The sequence below is a fragment of the Streptomyces sp. 796.1 genome (assembly GCF_047525675.1).
Lineage (GTDB): Bacteria > Actinomycetota > Actinomycetes > Streptomycetales > Streptomycetaceae > Streptomyces.
In genome coordinates this window covers 1-14,177 of record NZ_JBLIWA010000023.1, presented here as the reverse complement: position 1 = coordinate 14,177, position 14,177 = coordinate 1, and the positions used below count along the sequence as shown (strand labels likewise).

Annotated in this window: 3 protein-coding genes; all 3 read right to left on the bottom strand. The window is 74.9% G+C overall.

Translation table 11 applies throughout. The features are described from left to right. A partial coding sequence (locus ACMA1D_RS17045; RefSeq protein WP_414724833.1) for a nuclear transport factor 2 family protein occupies positions 1-474 on the bottom strand: 474 nt, incomplete at its 3' end. A gap of 210 nt (positions 475-684) precedes the next feature. After that, positions 685-6,516, bottom strand: a complete 5,832-nt coding sequence (locus ACMA1D_RS17040) for an SDR family NAD(P)-dependent oxidoreductase (RefSeq protein ID WP_414724832.1) — start codon at positions 6,514-6,516, stop codon at positions 685-687. 45 nt (positions 6,517-6,561) lie between these two features. Then, positions 6,562-14,177, bottom strand: a 7,616-nt coding sequence (locus ACMA1D_RS17035; RefSeq protein ID WP_414724831.1) for a type I polyketide synthase, incomplete at its 5' end; no start/stop codon positions are given.

Sequence of the window (14,177 nt, the reverse complement as noted above, 5' to 3'; positions counted from 1 at the left end):
CCCCCCCCCCCCCCCCCCCCCCCCCCCCCCCCCCCCCCCCCGGCCGCCCTCCTTGGCCAGCACGTCGGCGTAGACGCCGCTGCGGCTGAACTCCTGGTGGCCGTCCTCGAAGGCGAAGCCGACGGTCATCAGCGAGCGCGCCTCGGCCCGGTCGGCGGTGCGCCGGGTGATGACGGTGTTGGTGGTGAAGTGACGTTGGTGCGCCTTGCGGGTCTCCTCGTGGTGGCTGCGGAGCGCGGCCATCGCCGCCACGATGTTGGCCCGACCCGCCACGTACGGCGGGAAGGACTCCGGGGCCGGCGTGAACGCGTACCGCGCGTCCTCGGTGAACAGGTCGCCCAGCCGCGCGTAGTCCCCGCAGTCGTAGGCCAGGCCGTAGGCGGCGATGACGTCGAGGATGGCGGCCCTGTTGACGAGGTGGTCCAGATCGACGTCGACGACGGAGCCCACCGGGGACTCCCTCTGCTCGGACACGAACACCTGCTTTCTTCGGGTGGGTGAGTGGGGTGTGTGGGTGTGGGTGGGTGCTGGGTTGGGGGCTGGTTTGGGGCGGGGCTGGAGTTGGGTTGGTGTGGCGGTGCTGCGCGGTGGGTGGGAGCCGGTGGGGCGGTCGTGGGGTGGGTTCCGGTACGAGGTGGGTCCCCGTACGGGGCGGGTTGCCTTGCGGGACGCGTACGCCCCGGGTCAGGCGGTCGGGGCCGGGTGGTCCGACCGGGCGGGGAGGGTGGTGAGCCAGTCGCGGACGACGGCCGCGGTGGCCGCGGCGTGCTCGCCGATCATCGTGCAGTGGTCGCCCCGTACCTGGGCCCGGTCGTGCGCGTGCGGCCAGGTGGATCGCCAGTCGGGCACGGTCACCGGCTCGTCGGGCGAGCCCGGCACGCACTCGTCCGGGCGGACGACCAGGGTGGGCGCGCTGCCCGGGGCCGGCTCCCAGCCCCGGAACATCCTGCGGTAGGTGCCGATGGCCGTCAGGGCCGTGTAGTCCAGCGCGGCGAACGCCTGACGCCGCACGATGACCTCGTAGTTCATGGCCTTGCGCAACGGCAGCGGCATACTGGCCGGCAGATAGGTGTCCAGCAGTACGACGCCCTGCGGGCCACTCCCGCGCGCCTCCAACCTGATGCGCACCTCGTGGGCGAGCCAGCCGCTGGACGAGTAGCCGAGCAGGACGAAGGGCCGGCCGGCGGCGCAGCGCACGGCCGCCTCGGTGAGGACGTCGACGAGCACGTCGCGGGACGCGGCCAGTGGTTCGGCCGGCTTGAACCCCGGCACGGTCAGGACCGAGGTGTCGCAGAACCCGTCGAACCCGCCGGCCAGCCTGGCGAATTGCAGAGCGCCCTCGACGGGGGCGAAGGGTGGGAAGCAGATCAGCGCCGGCCGGTCGGGGCCGCCGCGGGCGAGCGTCGCGAAGGGCGTGGTGCCGGCGTACCGGCCTGGGTCGTCGAAGGTCTCCCGCAGGCTCGCCGCGCCGGCCAGCAGGCCCTCCGCGTCCTTCATCTTGCCGAGCAGTGCGAGTTGTCGGTACACCGAGCCGAGCAGTTCCCGCGACGCGGGATCGGCGGGCGCCGCGGCGGGCCGGACCGGGTCGGTGGCCTCCGCCAGCGCACAGGCCAGGTGTTCGGCCAGTTCCTTGGGGGTCTCGTGGTCGTAGACCAGAGTGGCCGCCAGGTGCAGTCCGGTTGCTTCGCCGAGCCGGTTGCGCAGGCCGACCGCGGCCATCGAGTCGAAGCCGAGGTCGCGGAAGGACTGGGCGGGTTCGACCGCGGTCGCCGTGGCGTGGCCGAGTTGGGCCGCGGTCTCGGTGCGGATCAGGGCCAGCAGGCTGGCCTGGCGCTCGGCCGGCTGCTGGTCGGCCAGGTGCCGGCGGAACCGGGCCGGGCCGTCGTCGGCGTCCGCGCCGGGCACCGAAACGGGCGCGACCGCGCCACCTGGCGGCGCGGCGTCGGGTTGGGTCGGGGCCGGCAACAGCGCGCTGATCAGCGGCCGGGGGCGGGCGGCGGTGTAGCGGGCGGCGAAGCGTGACCAGTCGACGTCCGCGACGGTCACACAGGTGCGGCCGTCGACCAGTGTCTGTTGGAGGGCTTCGAGCGCGGTCGCCGGTGCCATCGCCGGCAGGCCGATGCGCTCCAGGTGCCAGGCGGCAGGCCCGGTGGCCATCCCCTCCCCCGCCCACCGCCCCCAGGCGACGGCGGTGGCGGGCAGCCCGCGGTCGCGGCGGCGCTGGGCGAGGGCGTCGAGGTAGGCGTTGGCCGCCGCGTACGCGCCCTGCCCTGCGCCGCCCCACACGCCGGCGGCCGAGGAGAAGAGCACGAAGTGCGTCACCTCGTCCGTCGAGAGCAGCGCGTCCAGGGCCAGCGCGCCCGCGGTCTTGGCGCCCAGGGTGGCGGCCACCTCCGCGGGCCCGGTCCTGGCCAGCGGCGACGTGCCGGCGACGCCCGCCGCGTGGATCACGGTGTGCGGCTGCCAGCCCCGGGCGCGTACCTCGCTGAGCAGGCCGGCGACGGCGTCCGGGTCGGCCAGGTCGCAGGCGAGGGTCAACACCTGTGCGCCGGCGGCCTCCAGATCGGCCCGCAGCGGTGCGGCGCCCGGCGCCTGCGGGCCACGCCGACCGACCAGGACCAGGCGCCGGGTGCCGGCCGCCGCGTACCAGCGCGCCAGGTGTCCCCCGAGCGCGCCGGTGCCACCGGTGATGAGGACGGTGTGCGGTACGGGCCGCGCGGTGGCCGCCGCGGTGTCGGGCGCCGCCACCCGGACGAGCCTGCGGCCGAAGAGGCCGAGCGGTCGGATGGCGAGTTGGTCCTCGGCCGACCCGGCGGCCAGCACCCCGGCGAGCGTGCTCCAGGTGCGGGTCGAGCAGGTCGCCGGCAGGTCGACGAGCCCGCCCCAGCGCTGCGGGTACTCAAGCCCGACGACCCGGCCGAGCCCCCACAGCGCCGCGCCCACCGGGCTGTCCAACTCCTCCCCCAGCACCGATACGGCGCCCCGGGTCAGGCACCACAGCGGCGCCGTCACCTCCGCGTCGCCCAGCGCCTGCACCAGGCTGATGGTGGCGGTGACGGTACGCGTGAGGTCCGCGTGTTCCGTGCCGGGCGCGGTGCCGAGCAGGGACAGCACGCCGGTCAGCGGCGGCGGGTCGGTGCCGGCCGGGTTGTCGCCGCCTGGCTCGGCGGCTCGCTGTGCGAGGAGTGTGGCCAGGTGGGTACGGGTCAGGGCGGCCGGGTCGACGTCGAGCACGGTCAGCTCGGCGCCCTGCCGGCCGAGTCCGGCGACCACCTGGGCCGCGGCGCCCGACGGGTCCGCGCCGGTGGGCCGGACGACCAGCCAGCGGCCCGGCAGTTCGGCCGCCGGCAACGCGCCTGGCCAGGGCTCCCAACCGACCTCGTAACACCAAGAGCGGGCGGTGGCTGCCAGGTGTCGGCGGCCGTGGAAGGCGGCGAGGGCCGGCACCACGGCGCGTAGCGGGGCGTCATCGGCCACGCCGAGCAGGTCGGCCAGCTCGCCCGGGGCGCCGCCCTGCACCGCGGCCCACAGGTCGTCGTCGGCCGGTCCGGGCCCGGCTGCCGGCCGGCCCTGCTGGTCCGCCGGCTCCGGCTGCTGCGGCAGCCAGTAGCGCTCGCGCTGGAAGGCGTAGGTGGGCAGGTCGACCCAGTGGCCGTGGCCGGCGGTCAGCCGCGGCCAGTCCACCGGCACGCCGTGTACGAAGAGTTCGCCGAGCGCGGTGGCCAGGGTGGGGACCGACGGCCGGCCGCGGCGCTGCGCCGGCACGGCGTGCACGCCGTCGGCGCCGGCGGTGCACTCGGCGACCATCGCCGTCAGGGCCGCGTCGGGGCCGATCTCCAGGAAGGTGGTCACCTCGTGGGCGCGCAGCGTCGCGACGGCGGCGCCGAACCTGACCGGCTCCCGTACGTGGCGCACCCAGTACTCGGGGTCGGTGAGCTCGCCCGCGGTGGCCATCTCGCCGGTGGTGTCGGAGACGAACGGCAGGGTGGGGGCGCGGCGGGTCAGGCCGCGCAGTACGGCCCGCAGCGGCGCGAGGACCTGGTCCATCCGGGCCGAGTGGAAGGCGTGCGAGACGCGCAGCCGGGAGGTGCGCCAGCCACGTGCGGCGCACTGCTCGGCGAGGTGGTCGACGTCCGGGGCCCGGCCGGCGACCACGACGCTCGCCGGCCCGTTGACCGCGGCGACCTCCACGCCGGGGTCGGGCAGCGTGGCGAGGAGGGCGGCCACCTGGGCCTCGGGGGCGCCGACGGCCAGCATCGCGCCGTCGCCCGGCAGGTCGCCCATCAGCCTGGCCCGGGTGGCGACCAGCGTCGCCGCGTCGGCGAGCGAGAACACCCCGGCCACCTGGGCGGCCACGATCGCCCCCAGCGAGTGCCCGGTGACGTAGTCCGGGGTCAGTCCCCAGGAGACGCACAGCCGGTAGAGGGCGATCTCGTACGCGAACAGCGCAGGTTGGGCCAGGGCCGTGTCCGGCAGCCGGTCGCCGCCCGCGGGGTCGAGCAGCGCGGCCTTCACCGGGGGCGCCCCGGCCGCTTCGAGGGCCGCACACGCCTCGTCCACGGCCGCGGCGAAGACCGCGAAGGTGGCGTACAACTCGCTTGCCATGCCGCGGTGTTGGGCGCCCTGCCCGGTGAAGACCGCGGCCCACTTGCCGGATCTGCGGACCCCGGTGGTCGCGGTGGCGACGGGCGCGGTCGGGGCGGCGTCCTCACCCGCGACCGCGGCGAGTCCGCGCCCCAGCTCGTCGGCGTCGCGGCCCCACACCACGGCCCGGTGTTCGAGCACGGCGCGCCCGACCGCCAGCGACCTGCTCACATCGGCGGGGCTCGTCCCGGGGCGGGCCGCGGTCCACTGCCGCAGCCGCTGGGCCTGCGCCCGCAGCGCGGGCGCGCTTCGGGCGGAGAGCACCCAGGGCAGCAGCCCGCCGACGCCGCGGGGCTCGTCGGTGGGTTGGTCACTGGGTTGGACGGCAGGCTGACCAGTGGGTTGCGCGGTGGGCTGGGCAGCAGGCTGGTTCGTAGGTCGCGCGGCAGGCTCGCCGCTGGGTTGCGCGGCGGGTTGGTCGCCGGGGCGCACGGTGATCCGCTCGCCCGGTGGCTGCCCCGGGGTCGGCAGCGGCCCGGCGGGCCGCCGTGGTGGCGGCGCCTGTTCGACGATGACGTGGGCGTTGGTCCCGCTGATGCCGAACGAGGAGACGCCGGCCCGCCGCGGCCGGTCGACGGCCGGCCAGGGGCGGTCCCGCACCAGCAGCTCCACGGCGCCCGAAGCCCAGTCCACCTGCGGCGACGCCGCGTCCACGTGCAGCGTCCTGGGCAGCACCCCGTGCCGTACCGCCATCACCATCTTGATCACACCCGCCACGCCCGCGGCGGCTTGGGCGTGGCCGATGTTCGACTTCACCGAGCCGAGCCACAGCGGGCGCCCCGCGGGCCGGCCCTGCCCGTAGGTGGCGAGCAGCGCATGGGCCTCGATCGGGTCGCCGAGCGTGGTCCCCGTGCCGTGTGCCTCCACCGCGTCCACCTCGGCCGCCGTCACTCCGGCGTGGCGCAACGCCGCCTGGATGACGCGCCGTTGGGAGGGCCCGTTGGGTGCGCTGAGCCCGTTGGACGCGCCGTCCTGGTTGACGGCGGAGCCGCGTACCACGGCCAGTACGGGGTGGCCGTTGCGGCGTGCGTCGCTGAGCCGTTCGACCAGCAGCAGCCCCGCGCCCTCGCCCCAGCCCGTCCCGTCGGCCGCGGCGGCGAAGGACTTGCATCGGCCGTCGGCGGCCAGCCCGCCCTGCCGGGAGAACTCGCCGAAGGCGGTCGGGCGGGCCATCACCGTCACCCCGCCGGCCAGTGCCAGGTCGCATTCGCCCGCGCGCAGCGCGTGGCCTGCCCAGTGCAGGGCGACCAGCGAGGAGGAGCAGGCCGTGTCGAGGGTGACGGCCGGCCCTTCGAGGCCCAGCGCGTACGACACCCGGCCGGAGGCGACGGCCATCGCGCCGCCGGTGACGCGGTGGCCGCCCAGTTCGGCACCGGCCCGGCCGCTCCCGTAGCCGAGGGCGCTGGCGCCGACGAAGACGCCGGTCTTGCTGCCCCGCAGCGACGTGGGGTCGATGCCGGCGCGTTCCACCGCCTCCCAGGCCGTTTCCAGGAGCAGGCGCTGTTGCGGGTCCATGGCCAGCGCCTCGCGCGGGGAGATGCCGAAGAAGGCGGCGTCGAAGTCGGCCGCCGTGTAGACGAAGCCGCCCTGGTCCGTGGTCGATCCGCCGGCCCCGCCGGCCTCGTGGCCGTAGATGCCGTGCAAGTCCCAGCCGCGGTCGGTGGGGAAGCCGGCGACGGCGTCCACGCCGTGCGCGACCAGGTCCCACAGGGCCTCGGGTGAGTCGGCGCCGCCGGGGAAGCGGCAGCCGATGCCGACGATGGCCACCGGTTCCCTGGCCGCTTCCTCCAACTCCTGGACCCGGTCCTTGGTGCGGCGCAGGTCGGCCGCGGTCTGCCGCAGGAAGTGCCGCAGTTTCTCTTCGTTGGACATTGCTGTTGACCCCTCGTCGCCGGGCTGCCTGGACGTGGACCGCGCTCAGGAGATCCCGAACTCCTTGCCGATGATCTGGAACATCTCGTCGTCGGAAGCGGTGTGCAGGTCCGGGCGCGCGGCCCGGTCGGCCGCCGGGTCGTCCTGCTGGCCTGGCCGGCGCCGGCAGCGTTCGGCGAGTTCGGCCAGCCGGTCCGCTACCTGTTCCCGCGTCTCGTCCTCGGCTCCCAGGTCGGCCAGTGCGCCTTCCAGCCGGTCGAGCTCGTCGGCGAGCGGGAGCACCTGCTCGGGGCCGCCGAGTTGGGTCAGCAGGTGGTCGGTGAGGACGGTGGCCGTGGGGTGGTCGAAGACGGCGGTGGTGGGCAGGGCGATGCCGGTGGCCTCGGTGACGCGGTTGCGGAACCCCACGGCGGCCAGCGAGTCGAAGCCGAGGTCGCGGAAGGGCCGGTCGGGGTCGATGGCCGCGGCGTCCGCGTGCCCGAGTTGGATCGCCACCTCGGTGCGGACCAGGGCGAGGAGCGCGGTGCGGCGTTCGGCGGCCGAGAGTGCCGCCATCTGGTCCTGGAAGGTGGCGGGCGCGCCCGCCCGTTCCGATCCGCCGGGTGCCGTACGCGCCGCCTCGACCTCCGCCGCGAGGTGGGCCAGGAAGGGCCGGGGGCGGGCGGCGGTGTACGACTCGATGAACCGGCCCCAGCGCACGTCGGCCACGGTCACGCAGGTGCGGTCCTCGGCCAGCGCGAGCCACAGTGCGGCCAGTGCCCGCTCCGGTGCCATGGCGGGCACCCCGATGCGTTCGAGGTGGGCCCCGGCGGCGCCGGCGGCCATGCCGCCGCCGGCCCACTGGCCCCAGGCGAGGGAGGTGGCCGGCAGCCCGTGGTCGCGGCGCTGTTGGGCCAGCGCGTCGAGGTGGGCGTTGGCCGCCGCGTACGCGCCCTGCCCGGCGCCGCCCCACACGCCGGCGGCCGAGGCGAAGAGGACGAAGGCGTCCAGCGTGTCGGGGCGGGTGAGTTCGTCCAGCGCGGTGGCGCCGGCGACCTTGGCGGTCAGGGTTGCGGCGAGTTCGGCGGGTGTCAGGTCGGCGAGCAGGCCGCGTCCTGCGGCGCCCGCGGTGTGCACCACGGTGCGCAGGGCGGGGCCTTCCGCGCGGAGCTCCGCGAGGAGGGCGCCGAGCGCCTCGCGGTCGGCGACGTCGCAGGCGACCACGGCGACCCGGGTGCCGAGCGCGGTGAGTGCGGCGCGCAGCGCGTCGGCGTCGGGGGCGGCCGGGCCGCGCCGGCTGACCAGGACCAGGCGTTCGGCGCCGGCGGCGGCCAGGCCGCGGGCCACCTGGCCGCCGAGCGCTCCGGTGCCGCCGGTGACCAGCGCCGTGCCGCGGGTCTGCCAGCGGCCCGCCGGGTGCGGCCCGCCCGGCTGGCTCTCGGTGAGCCGGACGAGGCGGCGGACGAAGACGCCGAGGGGGCGGACGGCGAACTCGTCCTCGGTGGTGTCCGCCGCCAGGACGCCGGCGAGTGCGTGCAGCACGGACCCGCCGGCGGGCCCGGCCGGCAGGTCGATCAGGCCACCCCAGCGCTGCGGGTGCTCAAGGCCGGCGACCCGGCCCAGGCCCCAGGCGGCGGCCCCGGCCGGGCTCGCCAGGTCTTCTCCCGTCACCGTGGTGGCGCCGCGGGTCACCGTCCACAGCCGGGCGGTCACCTCGGCGTCGTCGAGTGCCTGGACGAGCGTCAGGAGCAGGGTGAGGAGGGGTTCGGGCTGCCTTGGGTCGTCGGCGTGCGCCACCAGGAGCACGCCGGCCACCGGCTCGCCTGCGGTCAACCTGCCGATTTCCGCGGCGAGTTCGGCCCGCCCGCAGGTCGCCTCAGCCACCTCAAGGCGCAGCACGTCGGCGCCGTGGCGGGCGAGTGCGGCGGCCAGCGGGTCGGGCAGTTCCGTGCCCGCCGCGCCGGTGGGTGCCAGGAGGAGCCAACGGCCGGTCAGTACGGGCTCCGCCCCGGCGTCCGCCCACGGCTCCCACTGCACCTCGTACCGCCAGCCGCCGACGGTCGCCGCCGCCTGCTGCCTGGCCCGCCAGGACGCCAGTGCCGGTACGAGCTCATGCAGCGGGGCGTCCTGCGGCAGGTCGAGGATGGTCGCCAGTTCGCCCGGGTCGGCGGCGGTGACGGCGTCCCAGAAGGGGGCGTCCGCCGCCGTGTCGGCGTCGGTCGCGGCGGCGGGTCGGTCGGCCGAGCCCGGCAGGGCGGTGCCCATGTCGGGGTCGAGCCAGTAGCGTTCGCGCTGGAAGGCGTAGGTGGGAAGGTCCACCCTGCGCGCCCCAGCGGCTGTGTCGTCGCTGGTCAGCAGGGTGTGCCAGGCGATGGGCACGCCCCGTACGTGGGCCTGGGCGAGGGCCTGGGCCAGTTGCTCCGGGCCGCCGTGCGCACGCCGTAGCGTCTCCAGTACGACGCCCTTCACACCCAACTGCTCCAGGGTGTCGGTGAGCGGAACCACCAGGCCGGGGTGCGGGCTGCACTCGATGAAGGCGGTGTGCCCGTCGGCGACGGCCGCGGCGACGGCCTCTCGTAGCCGCACCGTCTGCCGTAGTCCGGTGTACCAGTAGGTGCCGTCCATGGCGGTGGTGTCCGTGAGTTCCGTGCCGGTGACGGTGGAGAACACGGGCACCCGCCCGGGGCCCGGGTTGACCCCGGCGAGCAGGCGTTCCAGTTCCTCCCGCACCGCATCGACCTGCGGGGAGTGCGAGGCGTAGTCCACCGGCACCCACCGCACCCACACGCCGTCCTGCTCGTACGAGGTGACCAGCTCGCGCAGTGCGTTCACTTCGCCGGAGAGCACCACGCTCGAAGGCCCGTTCTCCGCCGCGACCGAAACCACCTCGCCCAGGCCGGCTGCCTCGATCTCGGCCCGTACGGCCTCCGCCGCAAGCCCCACCGACACCATTCCGCCGCCAGCCGGCAACTCCCGCAGGACCTTGCTGCGCAACACCACCACCCGCAACGCGTCCTCAAGCGACAACACCCCCGCCACATAAGCGGCAGCAATCTCACCCTGCGAATGCCCGATCACACCACCAACCCGCACCCCACACGACTCCCACCACCGAGCCAACCCCACCATCACCACAAACAACACCGGCTGCACCACATCCACCCGCTCCAACCACTCCCCATCCTGCGACTCATCCCGCAGAACATCGAGAAGCGACCACTCCACCAACCCCTCCAACACCACCGCACACTCCCCCACCACCTCAGCGAACGCCGGGCAGGACTCCAACAACCCCACCGCCATCCCCACCCACTGCGAACCCTGCCCCGGAAACACCAGCACCGGAGCAGGCAGATCCCGCGCCACCCCACACACCGAACCACCCACCACACCCTCGGCCACGGCTCGTACCCCCGCGGTCAACTCCGCCACGTCCCGGCCCCACACCACCGCACGGTGCTCCAACACCGCACGCCCGGCAGCCAACGACCACCCCACGTCGGCCGGGTCGGCGGTGGGGTGTTCGGTCGCCCACTGGGCGAGGCGCGCTGCCTGTCCGCGCAGGGCGGGGGCCGTACGGGCCGCCAGCAGCCAGGGCACCAGCCCGCCGGGGGTCGGTGTCTCGGCGCGGGGGCGCGGCACGGCCGGGGTGTCGGTGGGGGCGGGTTGTTCGACGATGATGTGGGCGTTGGTGCCGCTGATCCCGAACGAGGAAACAGCCGCCCGCCGCGGACGCCCCACCTGGGGCCACGGCACCGAATCGCGCAACAACTCCACCCGACCCGTGGACCAGTCCACATGCGGCGACGGCTCGTCCACGTGCAACGTTCGCGGCAGCACGCCATGCCGCAACGCCATCACCATCTTGATCAACCCCGCTACACCCGCAGCCGCCTGGGTGTGACCGATGTTCGACTTCACCGAACCCAGCCACAACGGGTCACCCTCCTCCCGCCCCTGCCCGTACGTCGCAAGCAACGCCTGCGCCTCGATCGGGTCACCCAACCGCGTCCCCGTACCATGCGCCTCCACCACATCCACATCACCCACACCCAAACCACCACTCGCCAACGCCGCCCGAATCACCCGCTCCTGCGACGGACCATTCGGCGCCGTCAACCCATTCGACGCACCATCCTGATTCACCGCAGAACCCCGCACCACCGCCAACACCGGGTGGCCGTTGCGCTGCGCGTCCGACAGCCGCTCGACGAGCAGCACGCCGACGCCCTCGCCCCAGCCCACGCCGTCGGCGGCGGCCGAGAAGGACTTGCACCGGCCGTCGGCGGCGAGCCCGCGTTGCCGGGAGAACTCCACGAAGACGCTGGGCGCGGACATCACCGTCACGCCGCCGGCCAGCGCCAGGTCGCACTCGCCCGTGCGTAGCGCCTGTGCCGCCCAGTGCAGCGCCACAAGCGACGACGAACACGCCGTGTCCACCGTCACCGCGGGGCCCTCAAGGCCGAGGGTGTAGGCCACCCGTCCGGAGGCAACGCCGAGGGAGCTTCCGTTGCCGATGTACGCCTCTAGGTCGCCGGCGACCGCGCGGACCCGGCCCGCCGCGTAGTCCGCGTACATCAGTCCGGCGAACACCCCGGTGCGGGAGCCGCGCAGGGACAGCGGGTCGATCCCGGCCCGTTCGAACGCCTCCCAACTGGTCTCCAGGAGCATCCGCTGCTGGGGGTCCATGGCCAGCGCCTCGCGGGGCGAGATGCCGAAGTGTTCGGCGTCGAAGTGGCCGATGTCGTGCAGGAAGGAACCCTCCCTGGCGTAGCTGCGGCCGAAGCTGTCCGGGTCCGGGTCGTAGAGCCCTTCCAGGTCCCAGCCACGGTCGGTGGGGAACAGCGAGGTCATGTCGGTGCCGTCCAGGACGCAGCGCCACAGGTCCTCGGGTGTTTCGATGCCGCCGGGGTAGCGGCAGCTCATCGCGACGATGGCGATCGGTTCGTCGGTGGCGCTGGTGGTGCGCCGTACGGGGCCGGCGGGGGCGGCGGTGCGCAGGATGGTGTCGCGCAGTTGGCGGGCGAGCGCCGCCGCGTTGGGGTGGTCGAAGAGGATGGTGGCGGGCAGCCGGAGGCCGGTGGCCGCGTTCAGCCGGTTACGCATCTCCAGCGCGGTCAGGGAGTCGAAGCCGAGTTCGGTGAAGGCCCGGTCGGCCGCGATGGCGTCGGCGTCGCCGCCGGCGTGCCCGAGCACCACCGCGGCTTGCCCGCGAACCAGGTCGGTCAGCATGCGCAGTTGTTCGGCGGCCGGCCGCCCGGTCAGCCGTCGGGCCAGCGCGCCGGCCTCGTCGGCGGGCGAGACCGTACGCCGCTGGGCGGGGATCAGGCCGCGCAGTACGGGCGGCAGCTCGCCGTCCAGGCGGCGCAGTGCCGTCAGGTCGAGGCGTACGGGTGCCAGCACGGGTGCGCCGTGGGCGATGGCGGCGTCAAAGAGGGCGAGACCCTGTTCGGCGGAGAGCGGTAGTACGCCGCTGCGCTGGATGCGGCTGCGGTCGGTGGCGCTGAAGTCCTCACGCATCAGCCCGCTCTGTTCGGCCCACAGGCCCCAGGCGAGGGAGGTCGCGGGCTGCCCCTGGGCCTGTCGGTTGTGGGCGAGCGCGTCGAGGAAGGCGTTGCCCGCCGCGTAGTTGCCCTGTCCCAGGCTGCCGATGATGCCGGCGACGGAGGAGAACAGCACGAAGGCGGCGAGGTCCGCGTCGCGCGTCAGCTCGTGCAGGTGGAGCGCCGCATCGACCTTGGGCCGCAGCACGCCTGCCACCCGTTCGGGGGTCAGCGCGGCGATCACCCCGTCGTCGACCACGCCGGCGGTGTGCACGACTGCGGTCAGCGGGTGGGCTTCGGGCACGGCGGCCAGGGCCGCGGCCAGGGCCTCCCGGTCCGCGCTGTCACAGGCGAGGAGCTGCACGTCGGCGCCGAGCTCGGTGAGTTCGGCGGCCAGCGCGGCGGCACCGGGCGCGGCGGGCCCACGGCGGCTGGTCAGCAGCAGGTGCCTGGCCCCGTGCGCGGTCACCAGGTGGCGGGCGAGGAGTGCGCCGAGCGCGCCGGTGCCGCCGGTGACGAGCACCGTGCCGTCGGGGTCGAAGGCCGGCCGCTCGGTGTCGGCCTCGGGCACCCGGGCCAGTTGCGGTACGTACGGGGTGCCGGTGCGGAGGGCGAGTTGGGGCGCACCACCGGCCAGGGCGGCCGGCAGGGCAATGAACGATGCGGGGTGGTCGTCGGTGTCGATGAGTTGGATGCGGCCCGGGTTCTCGGACTGTGCCGAGCGGATCAGCCCGCCGGCCGCCGCTGCCGCCGGGTCGGCGATGGCCTCGTCCTGTCCGGTCGCCACGGCACCGCGGGTGAGGAACACCAGCCGGGCCGCGCCGAAGCGCGCGTCACCCAGCCATTCCTGGACGGCCGAAAGGGCCAGGTTGACCGCGTCGTGCACCGCCCCCGCCGTCGGCTGCGATGCCGTTTCCGCAGGCCAGGGCATGATCACCAGCTCTGGCAGGTCCGCTCCCGCGTCGATCGCGGTGGCCAGTGCCGCCAGGTCCGCGTACCGGGGCAGGTCGGCGTACGCGGCGGGGCTGGGACGGGTGGGTGGAGTAGTCGGGGGAACCGGCGCGTCGGCTGTGTCGGTCGGGCGGGGCGCGCTGTGTGCGTCGGGTGTACCAGGTGTGTTGGGTTGGGAGGTGGCGGATGCCTTGTCCGCAGCGGATGGGTGGAGTGGGTCTGCTGAGGTGGTCGGGTGGGTTGGGTTGGTCGGGTGGGCCGATTCGCGGTGGTCGGTGGTGGTGCCTCGGTGGGTGATGAGGACGGCCCGCATCGGGCCGGTGGTGGCTGGTTCGGCGGCGGGCCTCGGCAGTTCCGCCCAGTGCAGGCCGTACAGCGGGTCCCGGCGGGACGCGGTCGCGGCGTGCAGCGCCTCGGACGAGACCGGGCGTACGGTCAACCGTCCGACGGTCGCCACCAGGCGGCCCGTGTCGTCGGTCAACCGCAGCGCCACCGCGTCGGGCGCGGTACGGACGAGATGGGCGCGGACGTGCGCCGCGCCCTGCGCGGCCAGGTGTACATCGCGCCAGGAGAAGGGCAGCGCCACCGGGCCCGCGGTCGGATCGGCCAGTTCGGCGAAGGCGCCGAGGCCGAGCAGGTGCTGGCAGGCGTCCATCAGGGCCGGGTGGATGCCGAACCGCCCGGCGTCGAACCCGACCTGTTCGGGAAGGACGACCTCGGCGAGTACCTGCTCTCCGTGCAGCCAAGCGGCCCGTACGCCGTGGAAGGCCGGGCCGTAGACGATCCCGGTGTGGGCCAGCCAGTCGTAGAAGCCATCGGTGTCGACGGGTTGGGCGCCCTGCGGCGGCCAGGTCTCGGCGGCTGACGACGAATCGTCGTCGGCCGGCCCTGTGGCGCCGATCTGGGGCGGAGTGGCGATCAGGGTGCCGGAGGCGTGTCGGGTCCAGGGGTGGTCGGCCTCTGCGCCGTCGGGTCCCGCGGGCTCGGGCCGGGAGTACACGCTGATCGCACGACGACCACCGTCGAGCGCTTCGACACGCACCTGAAGCTGTACGGCGCCGTCCTCGGCGAAGGCGAGCGGCGCCTCAAGGGTGAGTTCTTCCACGACCTCGCACCCAGTGTGTTGACCGGCGTGCAAAGCGAGTTCCAAGAACGCCGTACCCGGCAACAACACCCGCCCCAACACCA

Excerpts from the sequence above, each read along its gene's own strand:
- ACMA1D_RS17040 (WP_414724832.1), bottom strand. The coding sequence starts at position 6,516 with ATGTCCAACGAAGAGAAACTGCGGCACTTCCTGCGGCAGACCGCGGCC.